Below are 16,588 nucleotides of genomic sequence, written 5' to 3' on the forward strand. Positions count from 1 at the left end.
CGGGTCACCGCCTACCCTGCGGCGACCGGGCCGCAGCCTCAGCTGGCCGACAGGCTGGTGAGCAGCTCGGCGAGGACGGGAACCGGGATCGTGACCCCGAAGGCGCCGTGCAGGAGCTCGGCGTCGGGAAACAGCGCGCGGAGCGTTTTCACCACCCCGGTCTCAGGGTGGGAGCGCTCGGCCACCGGCGCAGCGGCAGGTTCCTCGGTCGCAACCATGATCAGCGGGGTGAGGGCGCAGGCGGAGATCACCTCGATGCTCGCGCTGAAGCCGTGGCTGTGGCCGCTTGCCGCGGGGGCGCCGGCGAACAGGTTGCCGATCGAGCCGGTTCCCATGTCCTCGGCGACAGCGCGCGCCGAGGCGGTCGCATCCTCGGCCGACAGCGGAGAACCTGCGAACGGGGTCGGCCGGAACAGGACACCCAGCATGCCTGTCTTCTTGTGATGCAGGTGCTGGGGCGCCGGCTCGATCGGCGCGCCGGACTGCACGCGGCGGTACGCGCTCGTGTCGATCGGGACGAAGACGGTCCGGTCTTTCGGGGAGTGGGAGTATGCGGCGAACGGCCGCACTTCTTTCTGCTTCACGGGCTGGGCTTTCTGGGAGGGTGTACAGGTGATGTACGCGGCCCCGCCCATCCGTCAGCTCGCGGCCAGTGCCAGCGCGGCGTCGCTGATCGGCCAGGTCACGCTCGTGGAGAACGACGGCTCGGTGCGCTGCCGGTATGCGATGTAACGGGTCATCTGGTCCCGGAACCACACCTTCTGCTGGGCGTGCAGCACTCGCGGTTTGCGCGCGGCGAACTGCGGGTGTCGCAGCTGCTTCAGCACGACGCGGCCGGAGGCCAGGGCATCGGCGGACGCCTCATGGGCGTTGTCCAGAGCGACGCCGTAGATGCGGGCAAGGTCCGTCAGTCGCCGTCCGCCCTTCCGGTAGCGGTCCAGCTGCCGGTCGAGCACGAGCGAGTCGAGGACCACGAACTCACGCGCCCAGGACAGCGCCTCCGGCGAGGTGCGGCCGATGCGAATCAGCGAGGAGAGCATGGTGCTCAGGTCGTACGAGATGTTCTGGCCGGCAAGCGGCGCGCCGCCGTCACACCACGCGGAGAGGGTCTGCTGGATATCCAGGAGCGTCGCGGCCTCGTCAGCGCCGTGCGCCCGCGCGTGCTCGGTCGTGATGCCGTGGACAGCGGTCGCCTCGGCTGGGATCTCATACCCGTCGGGACGGATGAGCCAGGAGCGCTCCTCGACGACGTCTCCTTGCGCGTCGAGCAGGCCCGCGTAGGCGGTGACCACCCGGCAGGTCGTGGGGTCCGTCCCCGTGGTCTCGAGGTCGAAGCAGGTGACCTGGTGCGCGCTCATGTGGCCGCTCCCGCCGTCTCTCGGTGTTCGCTCGCAAGGAGCAGCTGCAGCTCACGGTCGATGTCGAACTCACGGCCGCCGTCCGGCGCGTCGGGAACGACGGGGGCATCATCGTCCGGGCCGTCTCCCGGGTCGTCGTCGTCAGGGTCCTCGAAGCCGAGCACCCTGTCGAACACACCGAGCTCGGTGAGTGCGGTGAACACCAGCATGCCGACGGCGGCAGCCCCCGTGAACAACGCCTTCATCGGTTCGAGCTCGATCCCGGCGATCCCGCCGATCGAGATGCTCGCGACCGCCCAACCACAGAACGTGGCTGCAAGCAGCGAACCGATGGTCGTCTGGGTGCAGACGCACACCCATGCTGCGGCGACGGCCGCCATCCCGGCGAGGGTCAGCGTGTCGCCGACGGGCCGCGACCCGAGCACGAGCGATGCGATCAGGGCGACGGTGAGCAGGCCGGGGACGACCATTCGGTGCCAGAGGTTCATGCCCTTGCTATGCGTGACGCGCATAGCAGTGTGCGAGGCAGCACCCCGCTCCTCGGATCGGAGGGAATCATGGACATTCACACGCCACTCGGCGCCGGCTACCCGTCGGTGGGCCTGGTCACCGTGCGCAGCGAGCTCTCCGACCTGCAGGGATACGCGTTCCTCGTCTCCGACGCCGACGGGGCGGCTGTCACGGAGGCCGGCACGACCTGCGGCGGTCGCAAGGGCCGCAACGAGCTCGCGCTGAAACTTGCGACCATGGCGGTCGAGCGCGGTGCGATGATCTGGGCGTGGCCCGCGCACGTACGGAAGGTCCTGGCTGAGTCTGCGTTCCGTGATCGGCTGGTGCCGGCGAGCGACCTGTCCTACCGGGAGGCCATCTACCAGGACGCGGTCGACCGTGCGTCTGCCGCGCTCGCGCGTCGCGAGCGCGGCGTGCTTGTGCGGCGACAGACGGTCGCCACCGATGGCAGCCGTGGCCGGGCGACCGGCGACGGCGGATGGGCTTGGGTGCATGAGGACGGCAGCTGGGCGCACAGCGGGTGCACCGCGGTGAGCGCGTTCCACGCGGAGCTCCTCGCGATCCGCAGCGCGGTCACCGCGAACCGAGCCCCGCGCCTCGAGATCCTCTCTGACAGCAAGCGTGCTGTGGCAGTCCTGTCCTCGGGGACCGCGGCGACGCAGGCGGCCGGAGGCCGCGTGGAGCACCGTGTAGTGACGGAGGTCCTGCGCCACATCGAGGGCCGCGACGTCACGTTCACGTGGGTGCGCGGTCACAACGGACATCCGTTGAACGAGACGGCCGACCGGCTGGCTCTCCTTGCCCGCCGCTCCCGCCAGCAGTCGATCCCCGACCACACTCGTCAGGAGATCGCAGAGTCGATCGTCCAGGACTATCTGACCGGCGCCGTGGTCGCCCTGTCCGCTGCGTGACGGCGGCTGCGGACGGCGGGTGTCGCGCGGAGCGCGGCGATCAACCGGACGACGGAGCGCCGCTGTGCGACGAGCGTCGCGTGGAACAGGTCGATCGCAGCGTCCGTCGCCTCGTGCGCGCGCCACTCGCCGGCGGATCGTACGGTCATCATTCTCCTCGGGTGGTCAGGAACACCTCGTCGGCGACGCTCAGCAGCCCGCCGGTGTCCTTCATCCTGGTGGTCACCGCCGACATGGCCCGCCAGTCGTCGAGCAGCTCGGTGGCCGCGGTGAGCGGTCGGGTAGACAGACCGAGCTCCGCGGCTCGCTCTGCCATCCACGCCTCCGACGACAGATGGTAGGTCGGGATCCCGAAGGCCTGCGCCAGGTGTAGGTCAGACCCCGGGTGACCGATGACCGCGCCCGCGCGGCTCAGCTGCTCGGCGAGAGCCAAGGGCGCCTGCGGGTAAGCCTCCCAGGCGCGCGGGCCTTCGTCTTCGTCGGCGGCGACCATGACCGGCGCGTCGCGTGCGATCGTCTCCACCATGCGGGACAGAGCGAGCCCGCTGCCAGGGGTGCCGCGGGTGAGCGATGCGAGCACCAGGATCGCGTCGGCTGACACGCCGATGACCCCTGGCAGCTCGTCGAGGCGCGGGTCGTACGCGAGACCCGCGTCGACGCCGGCTGCCGCGTACCCGGCGCGTCCGACAGGCGACGTCGCGATGACCTGATCGAACACGGACAGATGAGGGCTTGCCGTGCTGGCGCCGCCGGTCTGCACGAAGATCGAGGGCATCCCGACGCCGGCTGCGAACTGCGCGAAGTGCGCGTCGAGGGCGCTCGGCGCCGACCCGAATACCACAAGGGCGTCGGCGGCCGCGGCATCCGTCGCCGACGTTGAGACCTTCACCCCGTCGGGGGCGACGGCCCCGGCGTCCCGCACCATCCAGGTGAGGGAGAACCGGTCGTCATAGGCCAGCGGGAGCAGCGGGTCGGAGTCGGCGGACGGGGTGACGGCTGCGATCTTCAACGGCATGCCACGTACCCTGCGGCGGTCAGTCGTCGAGCAGATCGTCGTCGGTGTCGAACGATCCAGCCGAGTCGACCCCGCACACCTGACAGCGGATCGCGTCGTTCTCCGAGCAGTTAGTCCACGAGCGGTCCCCCTCATCCTCGGCGGCGTCCGCGATCTCGTCGAGCCGGTCACGATAGACGGTTGTGAAGTGCTCGGCGCACAGGACAGCCTCGGCCATCGCCGTCTCGGAGACGGTGGTCCGCGCGTACAGGATGACCGATGCGACGGGCAGGTCGAACGCGATGCTGGGGAGCGCGGTTGCGGGGGTCATGTCCCGTCTATGCGCAGTCGGCCGCCGCGTCCCGCAGGTGGGAGGCGTAGAGCACGTACCCCTCGCCGGCGTCGGCGACCTTGTAACCGCCGTCCCACCCGCTCATGAACGCCACCACCCGCTGTGCGACCGCCACGTCGCCGACGAGGAGCGAGCGAAGGTCCGCGGAGAGCAGCGTCCGGTCGCCCGCGCACGCGACGAGCTCCGTATCGGCCGGCCAGTGCTCGAGGAACAGCTCGATGTGTGCCCGGATCACAGCCTTCTTGCGCCGAACCTCGTAGTCGTGCATGCACGGCGTGCAGTAGTGCACATGCCCGTCGACAACGCCCTCCGGGTTCGAGAATCGCTCCATTGGGATCGCCACACATGCCGGCTCGTCGGGGTGATGGATGCACAGGAGCGGGAAGTGGTCGACGCCCAGAACGGTGAACTCTCCCGTCCGCCGGTCGCGCTCAGCGCGCGGGGCACCAGGGCTGGTTGCCGGCCGCGACCACGGAGACGCGATCTGGAACCGGGTGACGGTGAGGCTGCCGCCCGCGTCAGAGGGGCCGTGGCCGTACTCGTAGACCCAGCGGGAGTCGTGGTCACACAGCTCGTCACCCTCGCACTCGCAAGGGAGCGGATGCGTGGACCGCCACAGGTGCTCGACCTCGAAGCCGAAATCGAACCCGCACTCGCGGTAGTCCGTCTCTGCCCACACGACGGTCGCCATGAACAGCTCGATGTCACGGTCGTCGAGGTGCCCGTGCGCGTCGATGCTCATCAGCGAACCGAGGTCGCCGTCACTGCCGATCTCGTAGGTGAGGTCGTATTCCGGTGGGGCTAGGGCGCTCATGCTCGGACTATGCGCGGCACACTCTCGTGGCACGAGATAGTGGCCGTGGCGGCTACTTGAACTTCGGCAGATGCTCGGGGCTCAATGCCGAGCCATCGGCAAAGGATCCATGGCTGGTGACCTTCTCGACGTGTCGAGCTCGCTGGCGTAGCTGCCGTCGTTGGTCAGCGACACCGCCTGAGCGTCGGCGATGTGGGAGAGGTCAGCGGTCGCCGCCGCATCCTGGGCGGCGTGAACCCATCCGGGCACCATGAGCACACCGATGCCAGCGGTGATGATGCCCACGGCAACTCCACCGAGGACGAGGAAGGGGTTGGCCAAGATCCGCTCCGAACGACGAGGGCGCGACAGCGGATGCCGCCACGCCGCTCACCCTGCGGAGGGTGGCCGGTTACGGTCCGCCGAGGTGCTCCTCGATGGTCAGGCACAGCTCAAGCTCGAGGCTTTCGGAGAGCTTGGCGAGTGTCGCAAGAGGCGGGTGCGACTGTCCCCGCTCGATCCGCGAGATCTTTCCCTGAGGAATGCCGCTGCGTCGTTCGAGGTCCTTCTGCGTCAGCCCGAGCTCGCGCCGGCGGCGGGAGAGGACGACGCCCAGCCCCGATCGGTCATCCGCGGCGAGAACCGATGAGGTCAGCATGTCTCATCATGTTCATGCGCGCGACTAAATCTCAAGCCGAGCGGTCAGTCATAGTACCCGCCGCCCCACACACTGTTCCGGCGCTGCGGGCGCAGCTCGACCTGCGAATCGTCGACCGGGTCACCGGACCGCGCCTGCCGCTTCAGCCGATGGACCGACTGGCGAACCGTCTGACGTTCAGGCACACGGTAGCGCTTGTGGATATCGTCAGCTGCCATCCCGAAGCGGTACCGCTCCAGCTCGTACTGCTCCGTGCCGTGATGGATCCTCAGCTGACTCCGCTTGATGTCGCCGCGTGCGTGGCGCACCTTGAACGGAGCGTCCTTGTCGGTGCGGCTCACGACCGTTCCCCTTTCAGACGAGCGATCTCGGCACGAGACTCCCGCAGCTCGGCGATCAGCTGGGCTACGGCGTCCGGGGACGCCGCGGCGATCCACGCCTTGTCGGCGTCGGAGATGTTGAGCTCCAGTGTGCAGGCGGAACGGTATCCGCAGCCGCCGTCGTGCGTCGCGTCCAGGACCTCGGTGTCGTACTCGTAGACGCCTGGCTCGCCAGCGCGGCCTTCGAGGGTCGGCGGGCCGTACCGGTACTCGACCCACCTCCAGGGGCCACGGGTTGCGGCCTGTGCCAGCCGTTCCAGGTCGCCCAGGTCGATCATCACGTTCACCGCCTCTCACCGCGTATATGCGCGGCGCGGAGGTCCGCAAGCCCCTCTCCCAGAGATGAAAGCGGCAGTAGCGTCTCGGCATGGCAAACAACGATGAGGACCGCTACGTCGTCCCGGGCCGCGACGGCGGCTGGGACCTGGTGAAGGAAGCGCACGAGCGCGCCTCCGGGCACTTCAAGACCCAGCACGAGGCGATCGCCCGCGCCCGGGAGATCGTCGCGAAGACCGGACGGGGACTCGGGGAGGTGCGGATTATGGGTGAGGACGGCAAGTTCCGCGACTCCGACTCCGGATCCCGTAGCGAGACCTCGGCGAAGGACACCCGCTGACGTCCAGTCCGCTGCGCACTCCCCCGGCTACCGTCCTCGCGCGGCCGGTGTCCCGCATCCCCGGAGCGGATGCGATGCCCGGGGGCAGCCGGTACGAGATCAAGTGGGACGGGTTCAGGGCGACGATCGCCCGCACGGCGGGAGAGGTCACCATCTGGTCCCGTCGCGGCACCGACATGACGACCGCGTTCCCCGAGATCGCGGACGCCGCATCTGCGCTACCTGACGACTCGCTGTTCGACGGCGAGATCGTCGCGTGGGTGGTTGGGCGGCTCAACTTCGATGTGCTGCTCACGCGGCTCAACGCCAGCGCGCGGCGATCGGCGGCGCTCGCGCGGGCGACACCGGCATCCCTGGTGCTGTTCGATGTGCTCGTCCTCGCAGGCGCCGACCTACGCCTCGAGCCGTACGACACGAGGCGGGCGGCGCTCGCCGAGCAGGCAGCCGGATGGCGTCCTCCGCTGACGCTGTCGCCGATGACCCAGGACGCGGGCGAGGCGCACGAGTGGTTCGACGATATGGCGGCCGCCGGGATAGAGGGCCTCGTCGTGAAGGGTGGATCGCAGCCATACGCCGGTGGGGAGCGGATTTGGCTGAAGGTCAAGAGGCGAGAGAACCAGGATGTCGTCGTGGGCGCCGTCATCGGCCCACTGCGCGCCCCAGAGCAGGTGGTGGTGGGACTCATCGTGGACGGTGAGCTGCGGATCGCCGGCCGCAGCGCGCCGCTCAGCGCGACCGTGTCCCGGCAACTCGGCGCGCTGCTTCGGGAGCCTGCCGGGGCGCACCCCTGGCCGGAGGTGGTGGGACCGGGGACTCTGGACCGGTTCAACGCCAGTCGCGATCCTGTCCGGCTCACCCTTGTCGAACCGGTCATCGCCGAGGTGTCTGCGGACTCCGCGCGCACCCACGGCGTGTTCCGTCATGCGGTCCGGTTCGAGCGGCTGCGCTCCGACCTCGAGTCAGCGGTCGACGAGCCGGGCACTGATCGTCAGCCGCCAGCATGAGCGGCTGCCGCTCGCTGCGCTTCCAGTTCGACCTCGAACTCGTCGATGTCCGCGTGGCACGGGCAATCGCACCGGTACTTGCGTTCGTGGCAGTACCGGTGCGACCCGGGCGAGTAGAACATGCAGTGACCGGTGAGCCGCTTGTCGTCCGATGCCATGTCGGCCTATGCGCTACCCCTTCACGCAGAGGACCGTCTGCAGATGCTCGACGACCTCGACGAGGTCCGACTGTGCGGCGATCACATCGTGGATGTCCTTGTACGCGTACGTGATCTCGTCGATCACGCCAGCGTCCTTCCGGGACTCGATTCCGGCCATCGACTCCTCGACGTCAGCGACGGTGAACCGTCGCTTCGCCTCGCCGCGACTCATCCTCCGGCCCGCGCCGTGGGATGCGCTCGTCAGCGAGTCCTCGTTGCCCAGCCCGCGGACGATGTACGAGCCGGTGGCCATCGACCCGGGGATCAGAGCGAGTTCGCCGCTCTTGGCGCTGATCGCGCCCTTCCGCGTGACGATCATCGCCTGACCGAGGTGAGTCTCCTCCGCGACGTAGTTGTGGTGGCAGTTCACGTCGTCGTCGAAGGTGATGGGCTCGGCGCGGATGCCGGCGAAGTGCCGCTCGATCTCACGCTTGACCAGCGCCATCATCACGGTGCGCGAACGCATCGCGTATTCCTGCGCCCAGGTGAGGTCGCGCCGGTACGCTTCCATCTGCGGCGACCCCTTCAGGAACACGGCCAATTCCCGGACCGGGAGGTCCTGGTTGTGCGGAAGGGCCTTCGCGATCTCGATGTGCCGCTCGGCGAGTTCCTTGCCGATGTTGCGGGACCCGGAGTGCAGCGTGATCCAGATGCGGCCGACCGAATCGGTGCACAACTCGATGAAGTGGTTGCCTCCGCCGAGGGTTCCCATCTGCCGGTGTGCCTTCGTCTCGATGCGCTGGACGCCGTTGTGCAGGTCCTTGAACCCGCCCCAGAACCGGTTCCACCCTCCGCCGTGGGCCAGGTCCAGCCCGCGCAGGTTCACGGCCTCGTCGTGCGAATTGAACCCGACCGGAATCGCCGCCTCGATACGCAGGCGGAGCTTGTGCAGATCGTCGTTGACATCCTCGAGCGTCAGGCTCGTGCGGACGGCGTTGACACCGCACCCGATGTCTACGCCGACCGCCGACGGGCAGATCGCGGTGGTCGATCCGATGACCGTGCCGATCGTCGCGCCTGCCCCCAGGTGCACATCCGGCATGACTCGCAGCTCGTCCACCCACGGGAGGGCACCGACGTCGCGGATCTGCTGGACGGCCTGCGACTCGACCTCCCATTCGTTGGCCCACATGAGGGTCCGCGCTTTGGCCCCAGCCAGGGCGACAGGGAACTCGTTCATCTCAGATGCCTTCCTCGTTCGATCGTCTCGTGTTCATGCGCGGGCTGGGGATCAGGCGATGCCCAGCGCTACCGTGTCCACGCCCGCGCGGGCGATCGCGAGCACCAGCGTGTCGCGGCGTGTGACCTCGCGCGGCTGGAACAGCAGCGGCATCCCCGCCTCGGCAGGCGTACGGTCGGCCTTGACGTTGTTGCATCGTTGGCAGCACGCCACGGTTCCCAGCCAGGTGTTGCCTCCGCCGCGTGAGCGGGGCAGAACGTGGTCGACGGTGCTCGCGTGCTTCCCGCAGTACGCGCACGTGTGGTTGTCGCGTTCGAGGAGACCGTGGCGTGTCCATGGCATCTGCTCGTAGCGGTACGGGACCCGAACCATCTCCCGGAACTGGACGACGCGCGGAAGCGGCAGCTCGGCGGCCGCCGACCGTACACTCCGCCCGGGCACAGCGTCCACGATGACCGCACGCTCGCGGATCAGGAGCGCGACCGCGCGGGCCAGTGGGACGATGCCCAGAGGCTCGAAGGACGCGTTGAGCACGACGACACCTTCTGTTCGCATGCGGCGCATCGTGTTCTCCTTCCTCGTCGCATGACTGATGCTCAGTTGCATTCAGCGGAAGATGACGAACGAGGTGCCAGCAGGATTCGAACCCGCGTGTGCGGCTTTGCAGGCCGCCGCCTCACCACTCGGCCAGGGCACCAGAGACCAGCCACGCGCCTCGCGCGGGGTGATCGTGTGGGTTCCGGCCCTCTACACGAGGGCCGGTGCGAACGCGGCAACGCACCCGGAGACGAGGACGGCCGCGACGACCACCACGACGACGACCTTGAGAACGCGGGCCCGGGATTCCATTGGACTTCCTCTCGACCAGCGCCTATGCGTGTGCCTCGAGCGGGACTCGAACCCACTACCTGCCGCTTAGAAGGCGGCCGCTCTTCCGGATGAGCTACCGAGGCGGGTGGTGCGCACGGCAGGATTCGAACCTGCGGCATCGGCCTCCGGAGGGCCGCGTTCTGTCCGCTGAACTACGCGCGCGCGTGCACGGCATCCTGCCGTCCCGCTACGATCTGTCGCGGAAGGCGTCACCCCCGGCCGGGTTGGCGCCTTCCCCCACGCTGCGGCATGGAGCCCCCGACAGGATTCGAACCTGCGAACCTCCTCGTCCGTAGCGAGGTGCTCTGTCCAGCTGAGCTACAGGGGCGTGGAGCGGATGACGAGACTCGAACTCGCGACCTTCACCTTGGCAAGGTGACGCGCTGCCAACTGCGCTACATCCACGTGTGCGCGCGTCCCGGCCGCGCGCTGCCGTCGTGGGTCCCCAGGGGCTCGAACCCTGTCATGCCGAGGTAAAAGCCCGGAGCCCGTCCAGTCGGGCGCGAGACCCGCGGCGCAAGCGAGCGCTTTCGTAGCATGCGGGAGCTCACGACGTCCGCATCGTGGGCGGAGTGCCGTCACGAGGAGTCGAACCTCGGCTTCCCGATTACGAAACGGGTGGTCTGCCGCTGACCTATGACGGCTCGCGGCGTACCGAGCACCGCTTGGACTCGTCGCACTCAGCGCGGACGACTCGTCTGGTGGCGACGACGGGGGTCGAACCCGTGGCCTTGCGATTTTCAGTCGCACGCTCTACCTGCTGAGCTACGACGCCAGGTGCCGGCCGCCGGCGCCGGCGGCCCGCGCGATGTTCACGCGGAACGGAGCAGCGCGTCGGCGCTGACCGTGCGGAACGTGAGCAGGAAGGTGCGCTCGGGGGTCGCTCGGATCCGGTGGGACACACGGATGTGCCCTTCCAGACGCGCGTCGGCGTTCACCACGACCACGCGCTCAGCGCCCTGGGCGATGAGCGCCTTGACGAGCTCGTCGGCGGCACCCTGGGACACGGACTCCGCGTCCCCTGCAGAGATGACGAAGTCCTGTGCTGCGGTGCTGCCGATCAGGCGCCGGACGCTGTTTCGTGCGCCGAGGAACCTCGGCAGTGTGATGACGGTCTTGCTCATGATGCTCTCCTCTCTGTCATCGGAAAATGGTGGCGCAGGCGGGAATCGAACCCGCGACTACCCGGGTGAAAGCCGGGCGGTTCGTACCAGCAGAACCAACCGCGTCAGGGCGACCCGCACCGGCTCGCTTCGGGCGACCGACGGGACTCGAACCCGCACAGAACCGGACCCACGATCCGGCGCATTGACCGTCTCTGCCACGGCCGCCATGGTGCCCACCGCGAGGCTCGGTTCCCTCCGTGGGCTCTCGCCGCGGCATTTCAGTGCCCGCGAGCAGACGGTCGGTCGTCACCCTGTGTCCGGCAATTACCTGGCTGCCGGCGACCCTTCTCGGTGCGCTCCCCCGCAAGGATTCGAACCTCGCCTTCAGCGTCCAGAGCGCTGCGTGCTGCCAGCTACACCACGGGGGATCAGCCCCAGACGGGGCCGTTGTGCTGACCGACGGTCAGCGGCTGCGGGCGCGGTACTTACGTGCCGCGTCAGTGTGGAGAATGGCCGGGTCCGGGAACAGCGGATCCGGGTCTGCGCCCGATTCCCTGCGGAGACCCTCGAGCCACCGGCGCCCATCCCGCTCCGAGCACTGCAGTATGTCGGCGTCCTGGAGGATCGCGCCAGCCGCGTCCGCCGGCGGGTGGTGCGGGTACTCGGTCTGGGGGATCAGCTCTGCGACCGCCTCCCGGTAGCCGGCCGGCGCGTGGCGAGCGGCGAACTCGACGGCGCGCGCGATGTTGTCCCGCTCCGTGTCACCCGGGATGTAGTCCGCGTCGTGGAACAGGCCGGCCAGAGCGAGCGGGGCGATCTCGTCGACGCCCTCGTCCCGAGCGAAGTCGATGGCACGCAGCGCGGTCGAGACCCCGTGAGCCGCCCCGTGGTACGGCAGGTGTGCCGCCCGGTTGTGGTCGTATGCGGCGAGGGCCGTCGTATGAGGCAGGCCGAGCGCGCTGAAGACGTGGAGGAGACGGGCGAGGCGATCCAGATCCCGACCGCTCGGCTCCGGCTCGAACACCTGCGCGCGCCGGCGCGCGGGTCCCCAGATCTTGGCGAGGAGCCGTGACGAGGGATCCACCTCCGTGAACCAGGTGTAGTCACCGAACGGCAGCAGCGAGTCGAACTGGTTGCTGTCGACGACCCACTGTCGACCGCAGTCGCCGCAGGCCCAGCTGTCCCCGATCCTCCGTCCGAATCGGAACGGGACGACGCAGTCGATGTTCTCCATGGCTGCCTATGCGTCGCGGAGACAGGACTCGAACCTGTGGCCGCGGCATTATGAGTGCCGCGCTCTACCATCTGAGCTACTCCGCGAGGCGGTCTGGCGATGCTCGGGCTTTGTGACGGCGGGATCCTGATGCACGCACCCTCTCGAGTGGATCCCTGTGCCTTCCCGCGATGCGGCGAGCATTCTTATGTGGGTGCCTACGCCAGACACGTACCCCCTCCGGGGTTCGAACCCGGACGCCCCGAAGGGCACTGGCTCCTCAAGCCAGCCCGTCTGCCGATTCCAGCAAGGGGGTTCGGGACGACAGCGGGCTTGCGAACCACTGTCACCCCTCAGCATTCTGCGGGTGCCTACCCCGCCATCTCGACGCGCTTTCGGAACCCCGGCAGCTGTGAACCGTGGTGGCGTCAGAGCCCGAAGGAGTGCGCAAGATCCCTCCGGACAGGCCTCGTCTGGCTGGCGGGAACCGAACCCGCGACCTCCGCGTCCCGAACGCGGCGCTCTTCCGTGCTGAGCTACAGCCGGTCGTTCGGCCCTGATGGGCCGACGTGGTTGCGGGAGCAGGATTTGAACCTGCGATCTCCGGCGTATGAAACCGGCGGGGACGACCAAGCTCCCCTACCCCGCGAGTAGCCCCAGCCGGATTCGAACCGGCGTCACCGCCGTGAGGGGGCGGTGTCCTACCACTAGACGATGAGGCCAAGGGAATGCATTGTGGATGTGCCCAGAGCGGGGGTCGAACCCGCATGCGCGTCTGCGCGCTGCGCCCTGAACGCAGTGTGTCTTCCAGTTCCACCATCTGGGCAGAGTGGCCGCGGATTGCACTGCTCGGCCGTTCAGCGTTGCGGAGGGCGAGGGGATCGAACCCCCGTCCGGTCACCCGGGCATCCGCTTTCAAGGCGGTCGCATTGCCACTCTGCCAGCCCTCCAAGTGCGGCTTCCCTGTGCTCAGCTCTCGCCGGTCGCTCCCATGACCAGCTCGCGGTAGGAGCGGGGGTCGAACCCGCACGCGCTTTCACGCAGTCCGATTTCGAATCGGGTGCCGCCGCCAATCGGCTGGTCCTACCGGGGGTAGGACCAGTACTCGCAGGTCGCTTGCGCGACAGGCTCGCAGGCTGGCCCACCAAGAACGGCCGAAGCCGTTGCGGAGAGGGCGAGATTCGAACTCGCGGGCGGTTTGCACCGCACGACGGCTTAGCAAGCCGCTCCCTTAGGCCGCTCGGGCACCTCTCCATGACCGCCGATTCGCGTACGCAGGCTCAGCGGCCGAAGCCTCGATAGCCGCACGCCCCTGTGGCGGCGGCGGTCGTGCTCCCACGAGGTGTCGATCCCCGCGCAGCGACCGTGTAAAGGTCACCTGGGCGCCGGCCCCAGGAGCGTCGCGACGGCATACCCGACGCTGGTGCCGGAAGCAGGACTCGAACCCGCCGCCCTCCGCTTACAAGGCGGACGCTCTACCTGATGAGCTATTCCGGCTGGCGCGGCCGTTTCGAGCGGGATGGATCCGTCCCTGCTGCTCGACGTGCCGCATACGCGCCGCTGGCGCGCGTGGAGACACGGGGAATCGAACCCCGATATCCTGCTTGCAAAACAGGCGCCCTACCGTTAGACGATGTCCCCCTTCGCGATACGGCCAGCATGCGCATGCCGCCCGTACCGCTCGCCGTGTCGTGGCTATCCGCCGCCGATTGAGACACCCCGAGAGGCTTCGCGTGTGGCGGTTCGCGTGCATTCGACAGGAATCGAACCTGCCACCGTCCTGCGATGGCGCCCGTCTTTCGACGGGCGCCGCAGACGGCAAGATGTCCAAAGACCACCGTGGATGACCCGGACGTCACCCCGTAGGCGATCCCACCTCCCCTGACCATCAGGTTCGAATGCGACCGGCGCGCGTCGACGCCGAGTTTCGGTCGGCCGTGTGCTCGTGGAGATGGCGGGAATCGAACCCGCGTGCATGCGCCGGCGTCATGTTCTTCTACGTGCGTATCCCGGCTGTTCCTTTCTCGACCCCTGCGTCCCGCGCCGGGCGGCGTATCAGGCTGGTCTACCCGCGGGGATCTTGCGAGAGCTCCCCGCGGGCTGCACTCTCGTGTGACCGGATCGTGACACCGTGTCCCCGTGCCCTCCGGTCAGGAAGCGCGGGACGGTGGCTCACGCCGCGAGGGCGAAAGCGGACTTCTGCTGGTTGGCAGTTGTTGGTGCGCGGTGGGATTTACGAGACCGCCGTGCGAGCCTCGGCACGCTTCACCATGAAGCAATCGGAGCATGTCGAAACCGATCATCCCCGTGATCGGCAGCGCCCGGAGGCGCCGCCGTCGAGCCACGACCGGGGGTTGAACCCGGGGCCTCGTTCTTACCAAGAACGCGCTCTACCTGCTGAGCTATCGCGGCGTGTTTCGTTCAGTGTGGAGTTGCGCGTGATCGGGCGGCTCGTGCCGCACCCTCTCTATGCGCGGTCCGTCGGCCAGATTGGAGGGGTTCGAACGGTGTCAGCAGTCAGGTACAGGAATGACCTTGACGAACTGTCCGGGCAGGACGTCGAGGGCGATCTTCCCGCTCGACGCGAAGCTGCCGTCGTCGGCGACGTCGCCGCTCTTGAAGCAGCCCTCGAACCGTCGGCCCTTGGCGTCCGCGATCTCGAACCCGCCGGGTACCTGTCCATCCTCGAGGTAGTCCATGCTCTCCGGCTTGACGACCCCGGTGACGGAGATCCTCGGGACGCTACCCCGCTTCTCAACCAGCTTCGGTGCGAGGCTGCTGAATGCCGGCGCCGCGTTGCCGAGGTAGGCGATTGCGTCGATGTTGGAGTGGCTGTCCACGTCGATTTCGCTCAGCTCGGCCGTCGCGGTGTCCGGGACACAGGACGGTGTCCGATACTTCAGGTTCGTGATGAAGCCGGTGGTCACAGCCTGTTTCGTCCCCGGCGCGATGAACGACGCTTTCACCTCGCCCGTGTAGCACCTGGCTCCCACAGCATCGTTCAGCGCGACACGGATGGTCGCTGACTCCCAGTGCTCACGACTCTTGTTCGTCAGGACAGCGGTCACGCGTGTCCCGTTCGTGCCGAGGTACGTGACCATCTTCGCCGGGGAGATCTGGTACTCCTTGGCCGCCGGTGTGCGGACGTCGGACCCGTTGTGGGCCTGAGCCGCGAAGCCGCCGGTGCCGGCGAACATCACCGAGATGACGGCTGACACCCGAAACAGGGACAGCACGAAAGCCACGATGGTCGTCACCATCCAGCCGCGCGTGAACTTGCTCTTGTCGTGGCGGACCGCCTTCGAGATGAAGTGAACGATGATGGCCGCCGCGACGAGCATGACCATCTTGGCTGTGCCGATGGGGTCGAAGAGCATGTCGAGCACGCTGGACTGGAGCCCGTCCTTGGCGTCGTCGTTCGACGCGCCGGCGTTGTCCAAGAAGCCGGTGATCCCGAATGCTTCGTTGATGGCCGCCAGCGCGATGACCACGCTCACGACGTTGAAGATGATCCGCCACAGGCGCCCGCGGTCACGGGCGGGGAGTCGCTGCGGAGGCTGGAGCGTCAGGTTGGTCGCCAAGGGCTTCTCTCGTTTCGGGGCGTCGACTGGGACTATCGGGCCGGTGCGCCCGGTCGTAACCGTTATGCGTGGGCTCGCCCTCCTCGCTGCTCGTCGCGCGCTGCTCGTCGCGCGCTGTCCGCTCGCTCGCGATTGCTCCCCCGGCTGGATTCGAACCAACGCTCTTCCGATCAACAGTCGGCTGCCTTACCGCTTGGCTACGGAGGAATAGCGGCTGCCAGCCGCAGTGCGCACCCGAGGGATCGAACCTCGCTGCAGAATCTCATCAGGATCCCCGCGTCACCAGACGCGTCGATGCGCGGAGCGCTCGACGTGTCGTCTTCAGTCAGACGCGTCGATGCGCGGAGCGCCTAGGCACTCGTCGTGCAGGCTGTGGCGGGCGCCGGCGAAGAGCCCTGAGCGGGATTCGAACCCGCGGCACGCCGTGTAGGAGACGGCTGCTCTTCCGCTGAGCTACCAGGGCACAGTGCCCGCCCCGAGATTCGAACTCGGACTGACCGGCTCTTGAAGCCGGCGCCTCTGCCGTTGGGCTAGGCGGGCTCGCGTCGCCGGCAGCGGCGCACACACCGCGGGCCGGGCGCGCGACGTGCGCAACGACCCCAGCCCGCGTGTGGCGGGTGCGGGAGCTTTGCTCGGGTTCACCTGGCGGACTCCTGCTGCTAACCGCTCAGACCGTCCAACTCAGACGGGGTGCAGGACGGACAGCGGCGCTCCCGAATGCCCTGAAGGGGCTCGCGGTGAGAGCGGGGATCGAACCCACACGCGCGCTCTCGCGCGCAGCCCGCGTTCCAGACGGGTGCCGTCGCCATCCCTCGGCTGGTCTCACCAGAGCCACGACTGATCACCAGCAGCGCCGTTCCTC

At 68.3% G+C, this 16,588-nt stretch carries 19 protein-coding genes, 26 tRNA genes and 1 other RNA gene; 3 read left to right on the top strand and 43 right to left on the bottom strand.

The annotated features are described in order from the left end of the window. Positions 1 to 38: 38 nt before the first annotated feature. Genes AC3RX1_RS06690 through AC3RX1_RS06700 form a run of 3 tightly spaced genes read right to left on the bottom strand, consistent with a single transcriptional unit; the run spans position 39 to position 1,870 of the window. A complete protein-coding gene (locus AC3RX1_RS06690; RefSeq protein WP_498239188.1) occupies positions 39 to 584 on the bottom strand; it encodes a hypothetical protein in 546 nt (181 codons plus the stop codon). Between the two features lie 54 nt (positions 585 to 638). Next, complete coding sequence (locus AC3RX1_RS06695) at positions 639 to 1,358, bottom strand: exonuclease domain-containing protein (RefSeq protein ID WP_491500460.1); 720 nt, start codon at positions 1,356 to 1,358, stop codon at positions 639 to 641. Continuing rightward, complete coding sequence (locus AC3RX1_RS06700; protein WP_491500461.1) at positions 1,355 to 1,870, bottom strand: hypothetical protein; 516 nt, start codon at positions 1,868 to 1,870, stop codon at positions 1,355 to 1,357. The genes AC3RX1_RS06695 and AC3RX1_RS06700 overlap by 4 nt, the downstream gene beginning before the upstream one ends. A gap of 45 nt (positions 1,871 to 1,915) precedes the next feature. Here AC3RX1_RS06700 and AC3RX1_RS06705 point away from each other — a divergent pair, with 45 nt between their 5' ends. Then, positions 1,916 to 2,779: an RNase H family protein gene (locus AC3RX1_RS06705; protein WP_491500462.1), complete on the top strand. Its 864-nt coding sequence runs from the start codon at positions 1,916 to 1,918 to the stop codon at positions 2,777 to 2,779. A 148-nt stretch (positions 2,780 to 2,927) separates the two neighbouring features. Here AC3RX1_RS06705 and AC3RX1_RS06710 read toward each other — a convergent pair whose 3' ends face one another. The 7 genes from AC3RX1_RS06710 to AC3RX1_RS06740 form a co-directional block, all read right to left on the bottom strand. After that, the gene (locus AC3RX1_RS06710; RefSeq protein WP_491500463.1) at positions 2,928 to 3,794 is read right to left on the bottom strand and encodes a hypothetical protein; all 867 of its coding nucleotides are present in this window, start codon (positions 3,792 to 3,794) and stop codon (positions 2,928 to 2,930) included. 19 nt (positions 3,795 to 3,813) lie between these two features. After that, on the bottom strand, positions 3,814 to 4,104 hold the full coding sequence (locus tag AC3RX1_RS06715) for a hypothetical protein (protein WP_491500464.1): 291 nt from the start codon (positions 4,102 to 4,104) through the stop codon (positions 3,814 to 3,816). 7 nt (positions 4,105 to 4,111) lie between these two features. After that, complete coding sequence (locus AC3RX1_RS06720; RefSeq protein ID WP_491500465.1) at positions 4,112 to 4,939, bottom strand: hypothetical protein; 828 nt, start codon at positions 4,937 to 4,939, stop codon at positions 4,112 to 4,114. A gap of 81 nt (positions 4,940 to 5,020) precedes the next feature. Next, positions 5,021 to 5,224, bottom strand: a complete 204-nt coding sequence (locus AC3RX1_RS06725; RefSeq protein ID WP_491500466.1) for a hypothetical protein — start codon at positions 5,222 to 5,224, stop codon at positions 5,021 to 5,023. Positions 5,225 to 5,330: 106 nt separating this feature from the next. Further along, a complete protein-coding gene (locus AC3RX1_RS06730; protein WP_491500467.1) occupies positions 5,331 to 5,576 on the bottom strand; it encodes a helix-turn-helix domain-containing protein in 246 nt (81 codons plus the stop codon). A 44-nt stretch (positions 5,577 to 5,620) separates the two neighbouring features. After that, on the bottom strand, positions 5,621 to 5,917 hold the full coding sequence (locus tag AC3RX1_RS06735) for a hypothetical protein (RefSeq protein WP_491500468.1): 297 nt from the start codon (positions 5,915 to 5,917) through the stop codon (positions 5,621 to 5,623). Further along, entirely contained in the window at positions 5,914 to 6,237 is a 324-nt protein-coding gene (locus AC3RX1_RS06740; protein WP_491500469.1) for a hypothetical protein, read from the bottom strand. Before AC3RX1_RS06740 ends, AC3RX1_RS06735 begins: the two co-directional genes overlap by 4 nt. An 86-nt stretch (positions 6,238 to 6,323) precedes the next feature. Between AC3RX1_RS06740 and AC3RX1_RS06745 the strand changes: the two genes are divergently transcribed. Together AC3RX1_RS06745 and AC3RX1_RS06750 are read left to right on the top strand one after the other, a co-directional pair. Next, positions 6,324 to 6,572: a DUF2188 domain-containing protein gene (locus AC3RX1_RS06745; RefSeq protein ID WP_491500470.1), complete on the top strand. Its 249-nt coding sequence runs from the start codon at positions 6,324 to 6,326 to the stop codon at positions 6,570 to 6,572. A gap of 47 nt (positions 6,573 to 6,619) precedes the next feature. Continuing rightward, positions 6,620 to 7,576 carry an ATP-dependent DNA ligase gene (locus tag AC3RX1_RS06750; RefSeq protein WP_491500471.1) on the top strand — a complete coding sequence of 319 codons (957 nt, stop codon included), beginning with the start codon at positions 6,620 to 6,622 and terminating at the stop codon, positions 7,574 to 7,576. On the opposite strand, the gene AC3RX1_RS06755 is transcribed toward AC3RX1_RS06750, so the two are convergent. The 33 genes from AC3RX1_RS06755 to AC3RX1_RS06915 all read right to left on the bottom strand — a co-directional run bounded on the left by AC3RX1_RS06755 (position 7,561) and on the right by AC3RX1_RS06915 (position 16,553). Further along, positions 7,561 to 7,734: a hypothetical protein gene (locus tag AC3RX1_RS06755; protein WP_491500472.1), complete on the bottom strand. Its 174-nt coding sequence runs from the start codon at positions 7,732 to 7,734 to the stop codon at positions 7,561 to 7,563. The genes AC3RX1_RS06750 and AC3RX1_RS06755 overlap by 16 nt on opposite strands. A gap of 13 nt (positions 7,735 to 7,747) precedes the next feature. Next, entirely contained in the window at positions 7,748 to 8,956 is a 1,209-nt protein-coding gene (locus AC3RX1_RS06760) for an RtcB family protein (RefSeq protein WP_491500473.1), read from the bottom strand. A 51-nt stretch (positions 8,957 to 9,007) separates the two neighbouring features. Continuing rightward, a complete protein-coding gene (locus AC3RX1_RS06765) occupies positions 9,008 to 9,520 on the bottom strand; it encodes an HNH endonuclease (protein ID WP_491500474.1) in 513 nt (170 codons plus the stop codon). A gap of 62 nt (positions 9,521 to 9,582) precedes the next feature. Then, positions 9,583 to 9,653 (bottom strand) — tRNA-Cys (locus tag AC3RX1_RS06770). A 183-nt stretch (positions 9,654 to 9,836) separates the two neighbouring features. Next, positions 9,837 to 9,909: transfer RNA gene (locus tag AC3RX1_RS06775), tRNA-Arg, on the bottom strand. Positions 9,910 to 9,912: 3 nt separating this feature from the next. Continuing rightward, positions 9,913 to 9,988 (bottom strand) — tRNA-Arg (locus tag AC3RX1_RS06780). Between the two features lie 88 nt (positions 9,989 to 10,076). After that, positions 10,077 to 10,154 (bottom strand) — tRNA-Arg (locus AC3RX1_RS06785). A gap of 1 nt (position 10,155) precedes the next feature. Beyond that, positions 10,156 to 10,231, bottom strand: a tRNA-Gly gene (locus AC3RX1_RS06790). Positions 10,232 to 10,399: 168 nt separating this feature from the next. After that, positions 10,400 to 10,470 (bottom strand) — tRNA-Thr (locus AC3RX1_RS06795). 55 nt (positions 10,471 to 10,525) lie between these two features. After that, positions 10,526 to 10,601, bottom strand: a tRNA-Phe gene (locus AC3RX1_RS06800). Positions 10,602 to 10,638: 37 nt separating this feature from the next. Further along, the gene (locus AC3RX1_RS06805) at positions 10,639 to 10,950 is read right to left on the bottom strand and encodes a hypothetical protein (protein ID WP_491500475.1); all 312 of its coding nucleotides are present in this window, start codon (positions 10,948 to 10,950) and stop codon (positions 10,639 to 10,641) included. Between the two features lie 27 nt (positions 10,951 to 10,977). Next, positions 10,978 to 11,056: transfer RNA gene (locus AC3RX1_RS06810), tRNA-Glu, on the bottom strand. A gap of 26 nt (positions 11,057 to 11,082) precedes the next feature. Further along, positions 11,083 to 11,157: transfer RNA gene (locus tag AC3RX1_RS06815), tRNA-His, on the bottom strand. Positions 11,158 to 11,288: 131 nt separating this feature from the next. Further along, positions 11,289 to 11,360 (bottom strand) — tRNA-Gln (locus tag AC3RX1_RS06820). A 35-nt stretch (positions 11,361 to 11,395) separates the two neighbouring features. Continuing rightward, positions 11,396 to 12,166 (bottom strand): HD domain-containing protein, encoded by a 771-nt coding sequence (locus tag AC3RX1_RS06825; RefSeq protein ID WP_491500476.1) that lies wholly within the window; start codon positions 12,164 to 12,166, stop codon positions 11,396 to 11,398. 13 nt (positions 12,167 to 12,179) lie between these two features. After that, positions 12,180 to 12,252, bottom strand: a tRNA-Met gene (locus tag AC3RX1_RS06830). A 125-nt stretch (positions 12,253 to 12,377) separates the two neighbouring features. Beyond that, positions 12,378 to 12,461, bottom strand: a tRNA-Leu gene (locus AC3RX1_RS06835). A gap of 156 nt (positions 12,462 to 12,617) precedes the next feature. Then, positions 12,618 to 12,691, bottom strand: a tRNA-Pro gene (locus AC3RX1_RS06840). A gap of 24 nt (positions 12,692 to 12,715) precedes the next feature. Then, a tRNA-Met gene (locus AC3RX1_RS06845) sits at positions 12,716 to 12,794 on the bottom strand. 2 nt (positions 12,795 to 12,796) lie between these two features. Beyond that, a tRNA-Glu gene (locus AC3RX1_RS06850) sits at positions 12,797 to 12,867 on the bottom strand. 20 nt (positions 12,868 to 12,887) lie between these two features. Further along, positions 12,888 to 12,971 (bottom strand) — tRNA-Leu (locus AC3RX1_RS06855). A 40-nt stretch (positions 12,972 to 13,011) separates the two neighbouring features. Next, positions 13,012 to 13,095, bottom strand: a tRNA-Ser gene (locus AC3RX1_RS06860). 53 nt (positions 13,096 to 13,148) lie between these two features. After that, a tRNA-Ser gene (locus tag AC3RX1_RS06865) sits at positions 13,149 to 13,233 on the bottom strand. A gap of 78 nt (positions 13,234 to 13,311) precedes the next feature. Beyond that, positions 13,312 to 13,399: transfer RNA gene (locus AC3RX1_RS06870), tRNA-Ser, on the bottom strand. 167 nt (positions 13,400 to 13,566) lie between these two features. Beyond that, positions 13,567 to 13,642, bottom strand: a tRNA-Thr gene (locus AC3RX1_RS06875). Between the two features lie 73 nt (positions 13,643 to 13,715). Next, positions 13,716 to 13,786 (bottom strand) — tRNA-Ala (locus tag AC3RX1_RS06880). Positions 13,787 to 14,088: 302 nt separating this feature from the next. After that, positions 14,089 to 14,452: a transfer-messenger RNA gene (gene ssrA / locus AC3RX1_RS06885) on the bottom strand. 32 nt (positions 14,453 to 14,484) lie between these two features. Next, a tRNA-Thr gene (locus AC3RX1_RS06890) sits at positions 14,485 to 14,557 on the bottom strand. A 98-nt stretch (positions 14,558 to 14,655) separates the two neighbouring features. Beyond that, the gene (locus tag AC3RX1_RS06895) at positions 14,656 to 15,642 is read right to left on the bottom strand and encodes a hypothetical protein (RefSeq protein ID WP_491500477.1); all 987 of its coding nucleotides are present in this window, start codon (positions 15,640 to 15,642) and stop codon (positions 14,656 to 14,658) included. Between the two features lie 219 nt (positions 15,643 to 15,861). After that, positions 15,862 to 15,933, bottom strand: a tRNA-Asn gene (locus AC3RX1_RS06900). Between the two features lie 184 nt (positions 15,934 to 16,117). Further along, positions 16,118 to 16,189 (bottom strand) — tRNA-Arg (locus tag AC3RX1_RS06905). A 4-nt stretch (positions 16,190 to 16,193) separates the two neighbouring features. After that, positions 16,194 to 16,266, bottom strand: a tRNA-Leu gene (locus AC3RX1_RS06910). 195 nt (positions 16,267 to 16,461) lie between these two features. After that, positions 16,462 to 16,553 (bottom strand) — tRNA-Ser (locus tag AC3RX1_RS06915). Positions 16,554 to 16,588 lie beyond the last annotated feature (35 nt).

The organism is Microbacterium altimontanum, from assembly GCF_058349865.2.

Bases quoted from the DNA above. Each gene is read 5' to 3' on its own strand.
- AC3RX1_RS06755 (WP_491500472.1), bottom strand. From the start codon at position 7,734: ATGGCATCGGACGACAAGCGGCTCACCGGTCACTGCATGTTCTACTCG.
- AC3RX1_RS06730 (WP_491500467.1), bottom strand. From the start codon at position 5,576: ATGCTGACCTCATCGGTTCTCGCCGCGGATGACCGATCGGGGCTGGGC.
- AC3RX1_RS06715 (WP_491500464.1), bottom strand. From the start codon at position 4,104: ATGACCCCCGCAACCGCGCTCCCCAGCATCGCGTTCGACCTGCCCGTC.
- AC3RX1_RS06705 (WP_491500462.1), top strand. From the start codon at position 1,916: ATGGACATTCACACGCCACTCGGCGCCGGCTACCCGTCGGTGGGCCTG.
- AC3RX1_RS06765 (WP_491500474.1), bottom strand. From the start codon at position 9,520: ATGCGCCGCATGCGAACAGAAGGTGTCGTCGTGCTCAACGCGTCCTTC.
- AC3RX1_RS06695 (WP_491500460.1), bottom strand. From the start codon at position 1,358: ATGAGCGCGCACCAGGTCACCTGCTTCGACCTCGAGACCACGGGGACG.
- AC3RX1_RS06745 (WP_491500470.1), top strand. From the start codon at position 6,324: ATGGCAAACAACGATGAGGACCGCTACGTCGTCCCGGGCCGCGACGGC.
- AC3RX1_RS06825 (WP_491500476.1), bottom strand. From the start codon at position 12,166: ATGGAGAACATCGACTGCGTCGTCCCGTTCCGATTCGGACGGAGGATC.
- AC3RX1_RS06710 (WP_491500463.1), bottom strand. From the start codon at position 3,794: ATGCCGTTGAAGATCGCAGCCGTCACCCCGTCCGCCGACTCCGACCCG.
- AC3RX1_RS06805 (WP_491500475.1), bottom strand. From the start codon at position 10,950: ATGAGCAAGACCGTCATCACACTGCCGAGGTTCCTCGGCGCACGAAAC.
- AC3RX1_RS06760 (WP_491500473.1), bottom strand. From the start codon at position 8,956: ATGAACGAGTTCCCTGTCGCCCTGGCTGGGGCCAAAGCGCGGACCCTC.
- AC3RX1_RS06720 (WP_491500465.1), bottom strand. From the start codon at position 4,939: ATGAGCGCCCTAGCCCCACCGGAATACGACCTCACCTACGAGATCGGC.
- AC3RX1_RS06700 (WP_491500461.1), bottom strand. From the start codon at position 1,870: ATGCGCGTCACGCATAGCAAGGGCATGAACCTCTGGCACCGAATGGTC.